Consider the following 18,663-nt stretch of genomic DNA (forward strand, 5'->3'; position numbering starts at 1 on the left):
ACTCAGTGTTATTTCCCGAGCCTGACACTTTTCAGACGCAACGCATTCACAATGACGCTGACGGAGGAAAGAGCCATGGCCGCCGCCGCAATAACTGGCGACAGCAGTATTCCATACACAGGATAAAGCAGACCTGCAGCCACAGGCACGCCAAGTGCGTTGTAGATAAATGCAAAAAACAGATTCTGTCGGATATTTTTCATGGTGATTTCTGACAGATGACGGGCCCTGTTCAGTATCATCAAGTCGCCTTTGAGAAGGGTGACTCCGGCACTTTCAATTGCCACATCTGTACCCGTTCCCATGGCTATACCCACGTCAGCCGCTGCCAGCGCCGGGGCATCATTCACACCGTCTCCGGCCATCGCAACCACATGGCCAGACGCTTTCAGTCGGGTTATCACTGCTTTTTTGCCATCCGGCAGAATTCCGGCTTCAACCTCATCTATTCCCAGTTTCCGTGCGACTGCTTCAGCAGTAAGCTGGTTATCCCCGGTGAGCATAACAATGCGGATCCCCGCCTGACGCAAAGCTTTAAGCGCATCCGGCGTGGTTGTTTTCACGGGATCCGAGATAGCTATCAGGCCTGCAAGGTCCCCGTCTGTGGCCACATAGATAACGGTAGCGCCTTCCATCCGCAACGTATCCGCAACGGCCTTTTGATTATCAATAACGATACTGTTTTCCTGCATAGCCAGTTCATTACCAATAACAACCCGTTGACCTTCGACATCGCCTGAGACACCTTTACCCGACGGTGCATCGAAATGAGTGACTGCGGGTATTGCGATCCCCTTTTCCTGTGCTGCTTTAACTACTGCCATACCCAGCGGATGCTGCGAGCCTTTTTCCACTGCGGCTGTTACACGCAAAAGAGATGTTTCCCCACCCGGATTGAGACTGATAATCCCTGTCACCGTAGGCGAACCTTCCGTGAGCGTGCCTGTTTTGTCGACAACCAGCGTGTCCACTTTTTCAAGACGCTCAAGGGCTTCGGCATTCCTGATTAACACCCCGGCCTGGGCTCCTTTGCCCACCCCCACCATTATCGACATCGGCGTGGCCAGCCCCAGCGCGCAGGGACAGGCAATAATCAGGACCGACACAGCCGCAATGAGACCGTGCGCCATCCTGGGCTCGGGCCCCCAGACAGACCAGATCACGAAAGCAACAACCGCGATAAGTATCACCAGAGGAACAAACCAGCCTGAAACGCTGTCAGCCATTCTCTGGATGGGGGCACGCGAACGCTGTGCATCAGCGACCATCTGAACAATTCGTGAGAGCATTGTTTCATCACCGACTTTCTCTGCACGGATGATGAGACTACCTGTCTGATTAATGGTCCCCCCGATGACAGGGTCACCCTCCGTTTTGGTAACCGGCATAGATTCCCCGGTCACCATCGATTCATCAACGGTTGTTTTGCCTTCGATCACAATACCGTCGACCGGAATACTCTCTCCTGGTCTGATGCGGAGCTTATCGCCAGGCAGAACATCTTCCGCATTAATATCCGTTTCATGACCGTCATGATCCAGCCGCCTGGCGGTTTTGGGGGCAAGATTCAGTAGTGCAGTAATGGCACCTGAGGTTTGTTCCCGTGCCCGCAGCTCAAGAACCTGTCCCAGCAGAACAAGCACCGTAATAACTGCAGCGGCTTCAAAATAAACGGCCACCAGGCCATCCATGTTTCTGAACGATGCAGGAAACCAGGAGGGGAAGACGGTTGCAATGACGCTGTACACCCAGGCTACGCCGGTGCCCATTGCAACAAGGGTAAACATATTCAGGGAGCGGTTACGTAACGACATTCCGGCCCGGGCGAAGAATGGCCAGCCACACCACAACACGACAGGGGAGGCCAGAAGCAGCTGCAGCCATGTGTTGTACTGTGGCGGTACTGTATTCCTCAAGTCGGGAAACAGATGAGATCCCATTTCGAGTACCAGAACCGGAAACGCCAGCAACAACCCCAGCCAGAAGCGTCTTGTCATGTCGCGAAGTTCATCACTCGTCCCCGTGGATGCCGTAGCTACGAGCGGCTCCAGTGCCATTCCACAGACAGGACAGCTTCCGGGACCACTACGGCGTATCTCCGGATGCATCGGACATGTCCACACACCTTCAGAAATCTCTTTCTCCGCCTGGCGGTGAGACTGTTTTATCTTATCAGGGCTGACTTCATGGTGGTCGTGGTGATGGTGATGTTCACTGGCATCTTCGGTAAAATAATGATCGGGATGGGCTTTAAATTTGCTCTCACAGCTGGCGGAGCAGAAATAAAGCTGATGGTCCTGGTATCGAATGCTGCTGTGCGCCTTGTCAGGCAGGATGACCATCCCGCACACGGGATCTCTCACCTTATGCAATGCGTGACTCTCGTCCGGGGATGATGTCTGCTCAGAAGCAGTCTGGTTGTTATGTTCCACTGCATTGTCATTTTTCACAGTAACTCTCCTTATGCATATCTGAAGCATTTTCTGTCTTCAGGATATGTCATGGATGCGATTACCACGAATGCCGCCGGCATAAGAGTGCCTGCTGCCGGCGTCCCGTTATCAGCCGTTCCGCTGACTATTCGATTCGCTGGAAGACTTTTTTACTGCCCTCCGGTGAGAATGCGATAACATCGTAAGCCTCTTTTCGGGCCCCCATCTCCATTCCCGGACTTCCTGCTGGCATACCGGGGGTGGCGAGACCGTATATACCCGAACCAGACTGCATGGCCTTATGTATCGTTGCCGCAGGCACATGGCCTTCAATGATCAAATTACCTACAACCGCGGTATGACAACTTCGTAGTCCAGCAGGAACAGCATGCTTTTCTTTCAGGGCTGACAGCGCCTGATCATTCATGACGTGAGTTCGCACTTCGAACCCGTCTTTTTCCATCGCTTTGCCCCACAGGGAACAACAGCCACAGTTTTCAGATTTGTACATATCAATGACTTTTTCACTCGCCATTGCAGGCAGTGACAGGCCGAGAGCCAGGGCCATTAGAACCACTTTTTTCATACTCACCTCTGTATATTATCGATATAAACCCTGACGTCAGGGTGAATCAGTGCAGAAGGACGCCCACTGGGGGCGCCCTTTCAGGGTTATGACACGCTTTTTTTATGTCTGCGCAGCCAGATTAATTTGTAGGCGGCAGGAATAATGAACAGGGACAGCAGCGGAGCCGTGATCATCCCACCAATCATTGGCGCAGCAATACGGCTCATGACTTCTGAACCTGCGCCGGTTCCCCAGAGTATTGGCAGCAGACCCGCTATGATCACCGCCACGGTCATGGCTTTCGGCCGGACACGCAGTACGGCACCATGATAGAGGGCTTCATCAAGACCTTCCGGTGTGAACGTCTCTTTACGGGACAATTCCGGGTGCGCTTCAATGGCATGACGCAGATACATCAGCATGACCACGCCAAACTCTGCTGCCACCCCGGCCAGGGCGATAAACCCGGTTCCGGTCGCCACTGACATATGGAAGCCCTGCCAGTACAGGAACCATATTCCGCCAACCAGGGCGAACGGCAGGCTCATCAGGATCAGCAGGGCTTCGTCAACCCGGCGGAATGCCAGATACAACAGGATGAAAATGATCATCACCGTCATCGGCACCATCAGCTTCAGTTTCTTGTTGGCATGCTCAAGCAGTTCAAACTGTCCGGAGAATGCCACACTGGTTCCCGGTCTCAGTTTCACTTTCTCGCTGATGGCCGTCTTAATGTCGTTAACCACCGACACCATGTCCCTGCCGCGGGCATCAACATAAATCCAGCTGGCTGGCCGGGCATTTTCGGTTTTCAGCATGGTTGGTCCAGAAACGACTTTAATATCGGCAACATCGCCCAGTGTGATCTGCTGCTTCATCGGGGTCAGGATCGGCATCTGTTTCAGCGCCTGCGGACTGTTGCGGTAATCCTGTGGGTAACGAATGTTAATAGGGTACCGGGCCACGCCTTCCACCGTTTCCCCTACCGTCGCACCGCCGATGGCTGATGAGACGAACAGCTGCACATCGCCCACCGTCATTCCGTAGCGGGAGGCTTTTTCCCGGTTGATATCCACATCAATGTAGCGCCCGCCTTCCAGTCGCTCTGCGAGAGCAGACACTACGCCGGGTACGGTTTTGGCGACCGCTTCGATACTCTGCGCCGTTGCATCGATATCGGACAGAACCGTTCCGGACACCTTGATACCTATCGGGCTTTTGATCCCGGTTGAGAGCATATCAATACGGTTACGGATTGGCGGCACCCAGAGGTTTGCCAGCCCCGGTAAACGGACGGTCCTGTCGAGTTCTTCAATAATCTTGTCAATCGTCATGCCTGGACGCCACTGATCCTCAGGTTTGAGCTGGATCGTGGTTTCAACCATTTCGAGCGGTGCGGAATCCGTGGCGGTCTCTGCTTTACCGGTCTTGCCAAATACAGAGGCCACTTCAGGAACGCTTTTGATTAACTTGTCCGTCGTCTGCAGGAGCGCTGCAGCTTCAGCCGGAGAGACACCCGGCAGGGTCGACGGCATATACAACAGGTCGCCCTCGTTAATCTTCGGCAGAAACTCACCGCCCACCTGGCTCAGCGGCCAGATAACGGTGAAAATGGACAAGGCCGCAACCAGCAGGGTTGTTTTTGGCCAGTGGAGAACCCGCAACAGCAATGGATGATACGCTTTGATCAGTACCCGGTTCAGGGGGTTACTGGTCTCTGCAGGAATTTTCCCCCGGATCCAGAATCCCATCAGAATCGGAATGACGATGATGGCCAGCGCGGCCGCGCCCGCCATGGAGTACGTTTTCGTGAATGCCAGCGGGCCAAACAGACGTCCTTCCTGACCTTCCAGGGTAAAGATAGGAATAAAGGACAGGGTGATGATCAGCAGGCTGATAAACAGTGCGGGTCCCACTTCAACGGAGGCATCGGTAATCACCTTCCAGCGGGTGGCGTTGTCAATCTGCTCACCAGGATGCTGATGATCCCACTCCTCAAGCCGCTTATGCGCATTCTCAATCATCACAATGGCGGCATCCACCATCGCACCGACGGCAATCGCTATCCCTCCCAGCGACATGATATTGGCGTTCAGTCCCTGGAAGTGCATGACGATAAAGGCGATACACAGACCAAGCGGCAGAGAGATAATCGCCACCAGGGCAGAACGTACGTGCCACAGGAACAGGGCACAGACGATGGCCACCACGATAAACTCTTCCAGAAGTTTGGAACTGAGGTTATCAATCGCCCGGTCGATGAGCTGGCTGCGATCGTAGGTGGTCACGATTTCAACGCCTTCCGGCAGGCTGGCCTTCAGCGTCTCAAGTTTATCCCTCACTGCCGTGATAACGTCGCGTGCATTTTTACCCGACCGCAGGATCACCACGCCGCCAGCGACTTCGCCCTGGCCGTTCAGCTCGGCAATACCACGCCGCATTTCAGGCCCGGTCTGCACGCGGGCAACATCCCGCAGATAAACCGGCACGCCGTTCTCGCCTGTTTTCAGGACGATGTTATTAAAATCATCAATGCTCTGAAGATAACCGCTGGCACGGACCATATACTCAGCTTCGGCCATTTCAACGGATGAGCCACCGGCCTCCTGGTTAGACGATTCAAGGGCCTGTTTCACTTCGGGCAGGCTGATACCATACTGAGACAGTTTTACCGGATTGACCTGAATCTGGTACTGTTTCACCACGCCGCCAACCGAAGCGACCTCAGCCACGTTCGGGATGGTTTTCAGCTCAAATTTCAGGAACCAGTCCTGCAGAGAACGCAGTTCTGAAAGGTCGTGTTTTCCGCTGCGATCGACAAGGGCATATTCAAATATCCAGCCCACCCCCGTGGCGTCCGGACCGATTTCAGAACTCACACCGGCGGGCAGTTTTCCCTGTACCTGGTTCAGGTACTCCAGCACGCGGGAACGGGCCCAGTACAGATCGGTGCCGTCTTCAAAAATGACATACACATACGAATCACCGAACTGTGAAAAACCACGCACGGTTTTTGCGCCAGGCACGGACAGCATGGTGGTGGTAAGTGGATAGGTGACCTGGTTTTCTACAATCTGCGGGGCCTGGCCGGGATAGCTGGTTTTGATAATGACCTGCACATCTGACAGGTCAGGCAAGGCATCGACAGGCGTGTTAATAATCGTCCATGTGCCCCAGATGCTGAGAAACAGGGCCCCCATCATGACCAGGAAACGGTTGGCGACAGAGCGCCGGATAATCCATTCAATCATCGTCGTCTCCTCAGTGCCCTGAATGCATATTTACAGGCTGGTCAGACATTGCTGGCATACTGCTTTCTGTTTTTTCAGGGTGGCGCATACGTTCCAGTGCGCCCGTAATATTGGCTTCAGAGTCAATGAGGAACAGGCCACTGACCACCACGGTATCGCCTTCATTCAGGCCGGAGCCGATGCCGGACTGTTGCTGTGACTCATGCAGAACGTGGATCTGTTTCGGCACAAACTTGCCTTCATCATCAACAGTAATCACGCGCTGTTCTTTGCCGGTATCGATAACGGCCTGGCTTGGTATCAGCAGCATCTCCTGGCTCCTGGTATTCAGTTTCAGATAGGCATTCATGCCCGGCTTGAGAAACTCATCCTTATTAGAAACCTGGAGACGGACCTGAAGCGTACGGGTTGTCTGATCCACGCTGGGAAGAATATTCCATTTTTCGACATGGAATGTTTTATCCGGATAAGCCGGTACCGAAATTTCAAACTGCGACGTATCTTTCAGCAGATAGGCGATAGATTCTGGCACTGCAGCGCTGATCCAGACCGGGTCCATTCCCTGAATCTGAGCCACCACCTTATCTTTCGAAATATTCATGCCGGTGCGCAGGTCAAATGCAGTAATGACACCATCAATAGGTGCTTTAATGGTAAAACGGGTCTGAATGCTCCGGGTAGAACGCAGTCTCTGAATATCCTCTTCCGGCATACCTGCCAGGCGAAGCCGTTCCAGAACGCCTTTAATTTGCGTGGAAGTACCACCGGTGCTGGATAACAGAAGGAATTCACTCTGTGCTTCCACCCAGTCCGGAATGGTAATATCGATAAGTGGCGTCCCCTTCTTCACATGATCGCCAATCGTCATGGGGTAGACTTTTTCGACAAACCCGTCAGAACGCGCCTGCACAATAACAAACTGATACTCGTTATAGCTGACATTAGCCGGGATTGTCTGAGAATAATTCAGCATTCCTCGCGTGACTTTTTGCGTTTTTAATCCCAGATTCTGAACCTGGGTTGGGTCGATACGGATCCCGCCACTGCTTTTATCGCCACTGTCATCAGCATATTTTGGCACCAGGTCCATATCCATAAAGGGCGATTTTCCGGGTTTATCAAATTTGGTATCCGGTTTCATTGGGTCATACCAGAAAAGCACCTTTCGTTCCGGTGCCTTTTGTTCTGTTTTTTCTGTCTTTTGTGCTGAGTTTACATACTGCCAGGCAGTAACCGATATCAGCCCCCCTGCTATGAGGCTGCTGATAATTATTGCAGCATATTTTATCTTTAAAGAAGCCATACAATTTTCCGCTAAAAAATCAAAACACCTGGCATATGCGCCTGACGGTTAACTCACACATATACCTATGTGAATGTACAGGCGCACAGGATGTAATCGCTCCGGACAGCCAATCAGGACTGCGTCACGTTAATGCTTTTGAGTAAGGAGATATTGCCCTGCTGAATAAACGAGAAATCGACATGGTTGCCTGTTTTCAGGGCATTAATAGCATCGTCTGCATTAACAAAAGTAAAGCGCATGGTCATTGCAGGCCAGCCCACCGCTGGAATTGCTTCATGCGAAATGGTGATTTTCTTAGTATTCATATCAATGTCTTTAACGACACCGGTGCCCTTGATAACTTGCTGTACCGAAGCATCACTGGCAGTATTCATATCGCCATGCTGATGTGTTTCAGCATGAAGACCGGCAGAAAACATGACAGAGAAGGCACCAAATAAAACGGCTTTAAGTGAATTACGCATTTTAATTTCCTGATTAATTAAATAAATTTACTCTACCCAACCGCCACCCAGCGCGGTAAACAGATTAATTTCGTTAACCTGCCGGGAATAGGTAAGATCGAGAATGGTTTGCTGGGTAGCGAAGAGGGAACGTTCTGCATCCAGCACTTCGATGTAACTGACAGCACCACTTGCATACAATCCTCTGGCACGCTGGAGAGTTATCTGAAGTGAATCAAGATAACGCTGCTGTGACTCAAGTTGCTGGCTAAGGCTGTCGCGCAGCGCAAGCGTGTCGGAAACATCCTTAAAGGCTGACTGAATTTTTTGTTCGTAATTAACCACCGACTGTTGCTGGCGAATTTCAGCCAGCTTCAGATTGGCTTTATTCCTGCCAGCATTAAATATAGGAATTTCAATTTTAGGGATAAAATTCCACATTCCACTTCCTGACGTAAACAGGCTGGACAGCTCCGTACTGCTTGCGGAAAGACCACTGGTCAGGGTAATTGAGGGGAAAAAGGCCGCTCGCGCTGCGCCAATATTGGCATCAGCCGCTTTCAGCTGATATTCCGCTTCCATAATATCCGGTCGCTGCAGCAAAATTTGTGAAGACAGATTTGGTGGCAATTTTACTGGGGCTATCTCCCCGCCTTTCATCCCTTTTTCTGACGGAAGTGCGCGGTACGTTCCCAGCACCAGTTGCAGGGCATTGTTTGCCTGAGCCAGATCGCCTTCTCGTTTGGCTATTTCGGCGCGGGTACTTTCGATTTGTCCTCGCGCCTGTTCAAGTGCCAGAACGTTCGTACTCCCGGTCACGAGCTGCTGCTCAACGAAAGCATAGGACTGTTGATAATTTTTCAGCGTTTCCCGCGCAATACGAAGTTGTTCGTACGCCAGTTGCTGGCTGAAATAGCTTTGTGAAACGTTGGATACCAGCAGGATGTGTACGGCCCGACGGGCTTCTTCGCTGGCAAAGTAGTTCTGGCGATCAGCATCACTCATGTTCTTAAGTTTGCCGAAAAAATCGAGCTCATAACTGAACTCCAGACCTGCGTCGTACTCCTGTGTGGTCGGCTTGTCACCTTTCAGACCACCGCTGTATGTGATCCCGGATGAGGCATTCAGCTGGGGATAACGATCTGCATCCGTGACGTTGAACTGGGCCCGGGCCTCTTCAACCTTCAGTGCAGCCATTCTCAAATCACGGTTATTAGTCAGGGCTTCAGTAATCAGCCGGGTGACCTGGGGATCGACAAAAAAGTTACGCCAGCCCGTATCCTGATAGCCATTCACCGCTGGCGTCAGGCTGTTACGGGACAGTGAAAACTGCTGGGGTACCGGTGCTGCCGGACGCTGATATTCAGGCGCCAGAGAGACACAACCAGCCAGAATGAAGATTGTGCTGATGCTGAGTAGTTTTAATTTGAACATATTGCTTCTCGTCCAGGCAGACCTGGTAAATGGTTCAAATGAAGTCCAGAGTATTGATAGGGGTACTTTACCTAACGCTCTCTGTTTGCCGAGTGACAGGATAATGACAATGTTGTCATTTTTGCTGTAATCCGTTGATAACGATCGTGGGCGCAATAGAATGACATTAGCAGCCAGCCGGGGAGCAAGATGAAAATATTGATCGTCGAAGACGAAATTAAAACAGGTGAATATCTCAGCAAAGGGCTTACAGAGGCAGGGTTCGTAGTGGATCACGCTGATAATGGTCTTACCGGATATCATCTCGCCATGACAGCCGAGTATGATTTAGTCATTCTGGATATCATGCTACCTGATGTGAACGGCTGGGATATCATCCGCATGCTGCGCACTGCCGGAAAGGGTATGCCGGTCTTACTGCTGACAGCCCTCGGCACGATCGAACATAGGGTCAAAGGACTGGAACTGGGTGCGGACGATTATCTGGTTAAACCCTTTGCGTTTGCCGAACTGCTCGCCCGGGTGAGAACCCTTCTGAGGCGGGGAAACACGATGATCACGGAAAGCCAGTTTAAGGTGGCTGACCTCTCGATTGATCTCGTATCCAGAAAAGTCAGTCGCGCCGGAAACCGCATTGTGCTCACCAGTAAAGAGTTCAGCCTGCTGGAATTCTTCATTCGCCATCAGGGAGAGGTTCTTCCCCGCTCCCTGATTGCCTCTCAGGTCTGGGACATGAATTTTGACAGCGACACTAATGCGATCGATGTCGCAGTAAAGCGACTCCGCGCTAAAATAGACAACGATTACGGGACAAAGCTGATCCAGACAGTCCGGGGCGTGGGCTACATGCTGGAGGTCCCGGATGCATAGCAAACCTTCCAGACGCCCTTTCTCACTCGCTCTGCGGCTGACCTTTTTTATCAGCCTGTCCACGATACTGGCTTTTATCGCCTTCACCTGGTTTATGCTGCATTCTGTTGAAAATCATTTTGCCGAGCAGGATGTCAGCGATCTTCAACAAATCAGCACCACACTGAACCGTATACTGCAGTCCCCGGTGGATCCGGATGATAAAAAAATAAGCAAAATAAAGGAATCAATTGCCAGCTACCGCAACGTTGCCCTTTTGCTCCTCAATCCCAGGGGTGAAGTGCTCTTTAGCTCAGCTCAGGGGGCGGCACTACGCCCGGCAGTGAATTCAGCAGATTTTAGCGAGCACAGCCGCGCACGGGATGTCTTTCTCTGGACGGTGGAGGATCCTGCGGGACCGATGGATACCGGGTCCGAAATGAAGATGGAAACATACAGGATTATCGCCTCCTCTGGTCAGGCGATATTTCAGGGCAAACAGCAGAACTATGTCATGCTGACTGGCCTATCCATTAATTTCCATCTCCATTACCTCGATGCGCTGAAAAAGAACCTGATTGCGATTGCCGTCGTGATAAGCCTGTTGATTGTTCTGATCATTCGAATCGCTGTCCGTCAGGGGCACCTGCCCCTTCGTAATGTCAGCAATGCCATTAAAAACATCACCTCCGAGAATCTTGATGCGCGACTGGAACCGACACGCGTTCCCATTGAGCTGGAGCAACTGGTTATCTCGTTCAATCATATGATTGGAAAGATTGAGGATGTCTTTACCCGCCAGGCCAATTTCTCTGCCGATATCGCGCATGAGATCAGAACGCCCATCACCAATCTGGTGACGCAGACTGAAATCGCACTGAGTCAGGATCGAACACAGAGGGAACTTGAGGATGTCCTCTATTCCAGTCTTGAAGAGTATAACCGGATGACCAAAATGGTCAGCGACATGCTGTTCCTGGCACAGGCAGATAATAATCAGCTGATACCTGACAGGGTCATGTTTGACCTCAGAGCGGAAGTCATGAAAGTCTTCGAGTTTTTCGAAGCCTGGGCCGAAGAACGCAATATCACGCTCAAATTTAACGGGATGCCCTGTCTGGTCGAGGGAGATCCACAAATGTTCAGAAGAGCGATCAATAATCTGTTATCCAATGCCCTGCGTTATACCCCTGAGGGACAGGCAATCACCGTCTCAATAAGAAAACAGGGGAGCTTTTTTGACCTTGTGATTGAAAATCCGGGGAAACCAATCCCTGAAGAGCATTTATCAAGGCTGTTTGACCGTTTTTATCGGGTGGATCCGTCCAGACAACGAAAAGGAGAAGGCAGCGGCATCGGTCTTGCGATTGTGAAGTCAATCGTGGAAGCACATCACGGAAGAGTGCATGTGGAATCGGATATACGCTCGACACGTTTTATTTTATCCGTACCCAGACTGGAGAAAATGATTCCGGATCCCCAACACTGAGAATAAAGATTTAAATGACAAAGATGTCATTAGCCTGTCATGCAGCAAACAGAAGCCATTTGATATAATTAGTGCAACTTATCAGGAAGGCTGGATTGCTTCATCAATACCCGGCGTCAGAGTACGCCAGGAATGAATATCCAGCCATCTCCCGGAGAAATAATAACTGCCTAACCTGTTTAAGTTATGAAACTGAAAACACCGGTTGTACTTCCCCGGACATCACTAATTCAGAAATGGAGAGTTATCATGAAAAATATCGTATTAGCATCTTTGCTGGGCTTTGGTTTAATTTCATCGGCCTGGGCCACTGAAACCGTGAATATCCATGATCGCGTCAACAATGCACAGGCTCCTGCTCACCAGATGCAGTCTGCTGCGGCTCCTGTCGGGATCCAGGGGACTGCTCCTCGTATGACCGGTATGGACCAGCATGAACAGGCCATTATTGCTCATGAAACCATGACGAACGGCTCGGCGGATGCGCACCAGAAAATGGTGGAAAGTCATCAGAAGATGATGGGAAATAACACGGTATCCACGACCGTCCCGTCAACGTCTTACGCGGCGATGAATGAGCATGAAAGAGCAGCGGTTGCCCATGAATTCATGAATAACGGGCAATCCGGCCCACATCAGGCCATGGCCGAAGCGCACCGCCGCATGATCAATGCAGGCTGAATGCGACGGTAGTATCCGTGCTGTTACCTTTTCCCTGATAGATTTTCCTGAAACAACGTTGCTACATTTTTGCCCCCCGTCAGGGGGCTTTTTTGTCTGACTCAGCTACACTTAACCGGTACCTGTCTGAAAGGAATTATTATATGAAAATCAAAAACACCCTTTTTGTAATATTAATGTTATCCCTGCCAGCCATTTCTGCTGAACATTCGGAAATGAAAATGTCAGATATGCACTCATCGGCATCATCACAGGAATATATGGCTGGCATGAAAAATATGCATGAAAAAATGATGGCCGCCGTTAATGAATCCAATCCCGATAAGGCCTTTGCAAAAGGTATGATCGCACACCATGAAGGGGCAATCGCAATGGCTGAGACCGAGCTCAAATACGGAAAAGATCCCGAAATGAGAAAGCTTGCGCAGGACATCATTAAAGCTCAGAAAGGTGAAATCGAGCAGATGAATAAATGGCTTGGCAGTCAAAAATAAAGATTGCAAAAAAGCCATAATAAGCGTAATTTTAATTCACTCCCGGGCACGGGAGCCTGTTAAACGTTAAATAATTAAAACCCGATTAATTTCGGGTTTTTTATATACTATACTCCGGTCCTTTGCTGTGGACCGGAATATATGCAGCTGCGATAATTTTTACACATTATCTCGTCATGGCAACAATATCGCTCAGGATCTCAACCAGCTCAATCCTTTCCTGCATTCCGTCATGATAGGTTGATCTTGAGATGATTCTTTCCGCTGTCATCCGGGGCCAGAATTTATCAAGCACATTATCGGGTTTCATTCCCACCGCCCGGCCAATTATTTTTTTAGCATCACAGGTGTCCGTAAACGTGACGGCTACACCGGTCATTTCTTCAATCAGATCCGGGCAGAGATAGTTCTCTATTTCACGTTTGCGCGTGGCGAAGAATACCTTACCGGCATCCTCCACTTCTTTTTTACGTTTCTGAATGGACAGAACCTGTGCAGGGTCTCCCCCAATATCGGAGTCCAGAAATACGCACCAGGGAAGCCCCAGATCGTTGGCCAGATTCAATGTCACCCAGTGTTTGACGCTGCCACACCCTCCTATGAGGACTGGCACTATTTTCACGTCCTCCAGAGAGGCTGGCAACATACCTGACTGTTTTAATGAACTGGCCGCATGCCTCAGGAAAGTGACATCCGACTTTCCCTCTACCAGAACTATCCCCTGCGCCCTTTCCATACCGGTCTCTGGCAGCACCCCCAGGCTTTCAGTGGCTTCCTTCAGCACAGCGTCATCCGGCATTTTTACTACGGGTTCACCCGCCTCATTTTGGGTGACATAACGTACGCCTTCGACAGGGATCAATCCGGCCAGCGCCGGGACATGGGTGGTGACGATAATCTGACGGTGCGGCTGGCCTGCCAGTGCCAGTAACGCTTTCATCAGCATCATCTGATAGTTCGGATGCTGTGACGTTTCAGGCTCCTCTATGGCATAAATCACATTTCTGGGCGTCCCCGCGACATGCTTCTCGGCCTCAGCCCGGAAAAAATTCAACAGGATAAGCCTCCTTATCCCGCTGCCGCGCTTATTGATGGGGATGCCATTTTCCCCGTCCAGGGTGAAACTGAAGGTCCACTTGGGTTTCTCCTTAAATCGTGGAGTCAGTTCACTGGCGAGTTCGGGGGCCATTTCACGTAATTTATCCAGCGTTCTCTGTGCGACATCCAGTACGCTGTCCTGGATCTCATTTTCCAGCGCTGTAATTTTGTCCTGCAGCGCAGCCTGAGCGTCTTTTACGGCCTGCTGTAAGGGGTTTTTAGCTTCTGAATCCCCGTCGCTGCTTTCCCTGTCGGCTTTGAAAATCGCATACGTGGGCAGCAAATCGAGGATCTTACCCCATAATGATTTTGTGTCGGTTCCAAACTCTTTATCGACATCCAGCAACATTTCAGAACAGGTATAGGGAGCGGCGGCTTCCCTGATGGCCTGACGCCATAACGATGCAGTGCGTTTATCCGCCACATTTTTTTCAGCTTCTTTTCCCACCGCCCTGAGCTCGGAAATTTTCATTGCCAGTAAGTTTCTCAGGGGCTCCTCTTCGGGATGGATGCAGCGGATGCAGGTCTGCTCCGGTTTTCCTGAGGTCGTTGCTTTAAACGTTTTGACGATTTCAAAATTGCCGTCTTCATTCAGCAGATGTTCTGAGGCGAGCGTGGTCTGCACCCTGTCGTCGATCATGATAAAATCGGGCAGGTCATCAAATTCACAGGCTATTTCAAAACGGCCGTCCCCTTCTCTTAGGCTGAAACAGTTCATGTCATTCTTGTCAGCCTTCATTCCTTCTGTTTCAAAAAAAATAGCCAGCGCTTCCAGAATCGTTGACTTCCCAAAGTCATTACGACCGACAATACCCGTCATGCTTTCATCAATAATGATTTCAGTAGAGTTTCTGTAGCCTCTGAAGTTTTTCAGTTTTAATTTTCTGAGCCGCATATGAAGTCCTGTGTGTAAGAAAGCGTTTTGCTGCAACCTGAATACAAAATATATTTTCAAATGCCTGCCAACATGCAGGGATAACCGTTATTCAGAATATCTTAACGACATTTCTGGATTATGATCTGGTCGCGCTTTCTGAACTTTACTGCTCCTCAAAACACCGGAAGCCAACTTGTGGTTCGATACATGGCTAAGTTAAAACTCCAGAATGATGGGTAATAATTTCAATGCTCATTATATTTTTTGGAACTGACTCATGGCTTTTATGACTTAAATGATAATAATACACATTCTTTGATATTAATTATGTCGTACGGACATTGATAAATTTAAAGGTAGATAGATTTTCATTTACGGATTATTTCCTAAATTCATCGATAATGTGATCGACATAAAATTTTCATTTAAGAGTGAAGAGATAATTTATGGTTGTCCGAAACAGCTCAAACTGGTGTATTTAACATAACAGAAGAAACGAAAGGCTTCATAGCAACCTGATACTTCAGGCCGCTAAGGGGTTAATATTGCTGCAGACAATTAGACCGGGAAGCGCATGGCGTCACCATTTCTCCCGCCTGGCTGGAAGTGAAGAATCATTGTGCAAAGCTCCGTATTCGGGCTTTGCATCTGACAATGGTTCCCTGGATGAAAGTACGATCTCCACTCCAAGGACGCTGAACACTCTAAACAAACGCTCAAAACCCACACTTGCAGGGTTGGCCTCCAGTCGGGCATAAGTTTGCTGTGTTACACCCAAACGTTCAGAAACATCTCTTTGCGTCAGTCCATTGGCTTTGCGAAAGCCGATTAAAACAGGACGCAACTGATTCAAGGTCTTCAAAGCGTATTGAGTGTTCATAAGTGATCTTCCGTATCGACGGGTTAACAAGCACAACGAATGGATTTACAGCAGATAAGCTGTAATACTCATTAACAGACTATAGGCTGTAATACGCCTCTTGCCAAGATTCGGCATCTTTCAAAAACAAGGCCGTGTTGAGTAAGCAGTACTGGTATCTAGCACCCCTGACCACTTTGCTTGAGAGTGACCCAGTGACATTTATCGTGATCGTAGGTCTTTTAGACGTTGTTGCTAACCGGCATCATACTCAGGTGGTAACCCCCAGGGATACTCGGGAAGTGATAATTTATTCCCGCCCTAATCAAAATATATAACCCTATCTTATTAGCTTTCTTAGTAGTTTATAAATGAAGTAAAAATTAGCGAAGAAGCTTTACATTAAAAAGTGAGCAAAAATTTTTACCATTGAACCGGCAAAATTTGCAATCTGCGGCTTTTAGCCTGAGAAAATCCACATTAACAGAATAATCATCAAGTCCAACAGAGGCATAACTTACGTCCTCGAATAAATCGGTAATAAATGAGTTGAAATTACAAAAATTAACCTCACTCAATATCCTGAACACCGCAGAAATATAACTACTATGCATTATCCTGACTTCAATAACCTTTAATAAACTAGAATGCGATTTACTTTTAAAGAGGTCAAAGAGAAAGTAAACCAGCTCATTTTTATTGTCAGAAATCCATTTTAAAATTTTATCCCTGGCACATGGCAATAAATACACTGGAGTTTTGAAAGGATTTGAAATGTCAACCACAAGGGAACAATAACCATGAGGATTTATTCCACTTATAATTAAGTCACTAAGTCCTTTCACTGCATCCAAATAGTTGTCAAAACAAACCTCATATAAACAGGTACTATGAGCTGCACATTTAGATTCAAACAACCATCTATGACGAAGATAACCAATGCCTTTAGAGTGTATATCTTCAATAATACATTTATGGCAGTAACGAATCTTTGAGATGTTTACCAATGGATATGAATTAGTTATGTGTAAATTATTTCGACAGGCATCTTCAACAGCGTTGAAATACCCGTAAACACCAGAAGATAACGACACTATATTGGAAGTTAGTATATAACCATTTCTTGTGGCAAGAATGTCATATATATCCTGCAAACTATGCAATTTGTACATATCAATCAGTTCGAGCCGAGGAAAGGCATCGTACCTTAGTTCACCATGCTTAGATATTATGTTCCTGCAATTGGATAAGTTATACATTATCTGTGAACGCAGAAGAAAACTGTGCCACAATTCATTTTCGTAAACCATATCACTCCCTCTTATTTAATTAGATTCTTTTTCCTGAGAAGTGTCATTGTCATTGGTAGTTTATCTCTGTATTTCAAAAGCCAGTTATGCCCCCCCAGTAAAGCATCCAGGCTTGTAAGTGACATCGGGTATTGCCCCTGAGATAAAACAACATTTATTAATGATGATGAGATTATATCTCTCTCGCTCCAGTCTACTCTTTTATTTCTATAACATCGTACTGCTTTAGGAAGACAGGAATTAAGCCAGCCATTTTCATGTTTATTTAGCCAAAAGAAACTAGCATAACAACTTTCCTTGACTAACTTTCGCGTTACAGAAATGGATTGATTATGTATAAATCTTAATATTTTCTGCTTATGACGCCGTCTTAAAGAATCTTTTTTACATTTTTTACGCCATGAGCATAAACCGTAACAAGATGAAATTACAGAGGATACAGTTCCTTCCGATAATGAGTTTTTCTCAGCTATGGATGCCAGACTAAACCCCCTTACAGCCATAGACTTGATAAGCAATTCAGTGAATATATTAATTTTTGTGTTTCGCTTAAACGCCCTCAGGTATTTTTTATAAATAAGTGTTTTAATGTAACATCTGCTGCGATTAAATTCTCTCCCAAGGTTGCTAACACTAGTATTATTTTCAGCCATATGAAAGCTGTATTCCTTATGACTTTTAAAGATTTCTTTCTTTTTATTAGGACGACTTCCTGCATACGTTGGCCAGCAAGTATTTAACAAACAATAACAAAGCAAAAGGTGCTTTGTGGGATGCTGACAACATTTATCTTTGAGTATAGGCTCCCAGTAGTGATAATCAGTAAGGGATGTCGGTAGAAGCTCCGATGAACCCTCCCCAAATAACTGGCACTTAGCATAAACATGTGCGTAAAATACATTTTTCTTCAGATTCCCGTCCAATGATAATAAATTTAACTTTTTAAGTACATCCATGTAATTTGGGTGACAAATTTCTTTTCTTCTGATTATATTTATGGACTCATAACAAAATTTAGCAAAATCGAAGTCTGTCTCATTGCTGAGTTGTTCTGTATACGAAACAGGAGGCATCAGTCCAATACGTATGTGCGGTGCAGAAGGGACATTGATGCTTTCAAGCACTACCTGGTGCCGATGGCAGGTTGTAACCCCATGAAGTTGATGCGCCAGATGCCAATAAGTAACACCATAATGAAAAGTATCTTCACGAGCGCAAACCGGGCAAAACTTCAATAGTGTCCGCTGTCCTAGTGAAAAATTACTAAGGCGGCACAATCGATTAAGCCTGGCAGGGGTCGTGTTGAAATCCATAATTTCATTACGACTGATTGGTAGTGCCCAGGCAAACAGAGGGAGTAAAGTCTGTTCATGCCAGAGCTGGTCTGCACTTTCGGATGTATGAAGAGAAATAGCCTTTAATCCTGAATTGAGAATTGGATGGACGCTCATATCAGGTTTGTGGAAAATGATCGTTAACAGAGAAGATGGGGACATACCGTACACGGTAGCTGTCCGACAAAACCGACTGAACAAGGATTCATCAGGTAAAACAGACAACATTCTCATTTAC

General features: G+C 48.2%; 14 protein-coding genes. 4 read left to right on the top strand and 10 right to left on the bottom strand.

Going from position 1 to position 18,663, the window contains the following annotated elements; genetic code table 11:
- Positions 1 to 8 precede the first annotated feature (8 nt).
- From silP to silC, 6 genes are all read right to left on the bottom strand, one after another.
- Positions 9 to 2,480 carry an Ag(+)-translocating P-type ATPase SilP gene (gene silP / locus AC27FC_RS14590; RefSeq protein WP_326974103.1) on the bottom strand — a complete coding sequence of 824 codons (2,472 nt, stop codon included), beginning with the start codon at positions 2,478 to 2,480 and terminating at the stop codon, positions 9 to 11.
- A gap of 97 nt (positions 2,481 to 2,577) precedes the next feature.
- On the bottom strand, positions 2,578 to 3,018 hold the full coding sequence (locus AC27FC_RS14595) for a DUF411 domain-containing protein (RefSeq protein ID WP_002436620.1): 441 nt from the start codon (positions 3,016 to 3,018) through the stop codon (positions 2,578 to 2,580).
- An 86-nt stretch (positions 3,019 to 3,104) separates the two neighbouring features.
- Positions 3,105 to 6,251 (bottom strand): Cu(+)/Ag(+) efflux RND transporter permease subunit SilA, encoded by a 3,147-nt coding sequence (silA, locus tag AC27FC_RS14600; protein WP_326974102.1) that lies wholly within the window; start codon positions 6,249 to 6,251, stop codon positions 3,105 to 3,107.
- Between the two features lie 10 nt (positions 6,252 to 6,261).
- Positions 6,262 to 7,554, bottom strand: a complete 1,293-nt coding sequence (silB, locus tag AC27FC_RS14605) for a Cu(+)/Ag(+) efflux RND transporter periplasmic adaptor subunit SilB (protein ID WP_000157620.1) — start codon at positions 7,552 to 7,554, stop codon at positions 6,262 to 6,264.
- A gap of 113 nt (positions 7,555 to 7,667) precedes the next feature.
- Complete coding sequence (cusF, locus tag AC27FC_RS14610; protein ID WP_001246155.1) at positions 7,668 to 8,021, bottom strand: cation efflux system protein CusF; 354 nt, start codon at positions 8,019 to 8,021, stop codon at positions 7,668 to 7,670.
- 27 nt (positions 8,022 to 8,048) lie between these two features.
- Positions 8,049 to 9,434 (bottom strand): Cu(+)/Ag(+) efflux RND transporter outer membrane channel SilC, encoded by a 1,386-nt coding sequence (gene silC, locus AC27FC_RS14615; RefSeq protein WP_000475511.1) that lies wholly within the window; start codon positions 9,432 to 9,434, stop codon positions 8,049 to 8,051.
- 189 nt (positions 9,435 to 9,623) lie between these two features.
- On the opposite strand from silC, the gene silR reads away from it, so the two are divergent.
- The 4 genes from silR (at position 9,624) to copM (ending at position 12,947) form a co-directional block, all read left to right on the top strand.
- Positions 9,624 to 10,304 (top strand): copper/silver response regulator transcription factor SilR, encoded by a 681-nt coding sequence (gene silR / locus AC27FC_RS14620; protein ID WP_000697969.1) that lies wholly within the window; start codon positions 9,624 to 9,626, stop codon positions 10,302 to 10,304.
- Complete coding sequence (gene silS, locus AC27FC_RS14625; protein ID WP_000555738.1) at positions 10,297 to 11,772, top strand: copper/silver sensor histidine kinase SilS; 1,476 nt, start codon at positions 10,297 to 10,299, stop codon at positions 11,770 to 11,772. Before silR ends, silS begins: the two co-directional genes overlap by 8 nt.
- 249 nt (positions 11,773 to 12,021) lie before the next feature.
- The gene (silE, locus tag AC27FC_RS14630) at positions 12,022 to 12,453 is read left to right on the top strand and encodes a silver-binding protein SilE (protein ID WP_000790483.1); all 432 of its coding nucleotides are present in this window, start codon (positions 12,022 to 12,024) and stop codon (positions 12,451 to 12,453) included.
- Between the two features lie 143 nt (positions 12,454 to 12,596).
- Positions 12,597 to 12,947, top strand: a complete 351-nt coding sequence (gene copM / locus AC27FC_RS14635) for a CopM family metallochaperone (RefSeq protein ID WP_000694954.1) — start codon at positions 12,597 to 12,599, stop codon at positions 12,945 to 12,947.
- Between the two features lie 166 nt (positions 12,948 to 13,113).
- On the opposite strand, the gene AC27FC_RS14640 is transcribed toward copM, so the two are convergent.
- The 4 genes from AC27FC_RS14640 to AC27FC_RS14655 all read right to left on the bottom strand — a co-directional run bounded on the left by AC27FC_RS14640 (position 13,114) and on the right by AC27FC_RS14655 (position 18,659).
- A complete protein-coding gene (locus tag AC27FC_RS14640) occupies positions 13,114 to 14,940 on the bottom strand; it encodes an AAA family ATPase (RefSeq protein ID WP_326974098.1) in 1,827 nt (608 codons plus the stop codon).
- A gap of 562 nt (positions 14,941 to 15,502) precedes the next feature.
- Positions 15,503 to 15,802 carry a helix-turn-helix domain-containing protein gene (locus tag AC27FC_RS14645; RefSeq protein ID WP_001097217.1) on the bottom strand — a complete coding sequence of 100 codons (300 nt, stop codon included), beginning with the start codon at positions 15,800 to 15,802 and terminating at the stop codon, positions 15,503 to 15,505.
- A gap of 362 nt (positions 15,803 to 16,164) precedes the next feature.
- Positions 16,165 to 17,091: a hypothetical protein gene (locus AC27FC_RS14650; RefSeq protein WP_000262426.1), complete on the bottom strand. Its 927-nt coding sequence runs from the start codon at positions 17,089 to 17,091 to the stop codon at positions 16,165 to 16,167.
- A gap of 11 nt (positions 17,092 to 17,102) precedes the next feature.
- The gene (locus tag AC27FC_RS14655) at positions 17,103 to 18,659 is read right to left on the bottom strand and encodes a TnsD family Tn7-like transposition protein (protein ID WP_024143025.1); all 1,557 of its coding nucleotides are present in this window, start codon (positions 18,657 to 18,659) and stop codon (positions 17,103 to 17,105) included.
- Positions 18,660 to 18,663 lie beyond the last annotated feature (4 nt).

The organism is Enterobacter sp. C3_dUdeg (assembly GCF_057536195.1).

Bases quoted from the DNA above. Each gene is read 5' to 3' on its own strand.
- AC27FC_RS14650 (WP_000262426.1), bottom strand. From the start codon at position 17,091: ATGGTTTACGAAAATGAATTGTGGCACAGTTTTCTTCTGCGTTCACAG.
- AC27FC_RS14595 (WP_002436620.1), bottom strand. From the start codon at position 3,018: ATGAAAAAAGTGGTTCTAATGGCCCTGGCTCTCGGCCTGTCACTGCCT.
- silA (WP_326974102.1), bottom strand. From the start codon at position 6,251: ATGATTGAATGGATTATCCGGCGCTCTGTCGCCAACCGTTTCCTGGTC.
- silC (WP_000475511.1), bottom strand. From the start codon at position 9,434: ATGTTCAAATTAAAACTACTCAGCATCAGCACAATCTTCATTCTGGCT.
- copM (WP_000694954.1), top strand. From the start codon at position 12,597: ATGAAAATCAAAAACACCCTTTTTGTAATATTAATGTTATCCCTGCCA.
- silS (WP_000555738.1), top strand. From the start codon at position 10,297: ATGCATAGCAAACCTTCCAGACGCCCTTTCTCACTCGCTCTGCGGCTG.
- cusF (WP_001246155.1), bottom strand. From the start codon at position 8,021: ATGCGTAATTCACTTAAAGCCGTTTTATTTGGTGCCTTCTCTGTCATG.
- AC27FC_RS14640 (WP_326974098.1), bottom strand. From the start codon at position 14,940: ATGCGGCTCAGAAAATTAAAACTGAAAAACTTCAGAGGCTACAGAAAC.
- silE (WP_000790483.1), top strand. From the start codon at position 12,022: ATGAAAAATATCGTATTAGCATCTTTGCTGGGCTTTGGTTTAATTTCA.
- AC27FC_RS14655 (WP_024143025.1), bottom strand. From the start codon at position 18,659: ATGAGAATGTTGTCTGTTTTACCTGATGAATCCTTGTTCAGTCGGTTT.
- silP (WP_326974103.1), bottom strand. From the start codon at position 2,480: ATGCTTCAGATATGCATAAGGAGAGTTACTGTGAAAAATGACAATGCA.
- silR (WP_000697969.1), top strand. From the start codon at position 9,624: ATGAAAATATTGATCGTCGAAGACGAAATTAAAACAGGTGAATATCTC.
- AC27FC_RS14645 (WP_001097217.1), bottom strand. From the start codon at position 15,802: ATGAACACTCAATACGCTTTGAAGACCTTGAATCAGTTGCGTCCTGTT.
- silB (WP_000157620.1), bottom strand. From the start codon at position 7,554: ATGGCTTCTTTAAAGATAAAATATGCTGCAATAATTATCAGCAGCCTC.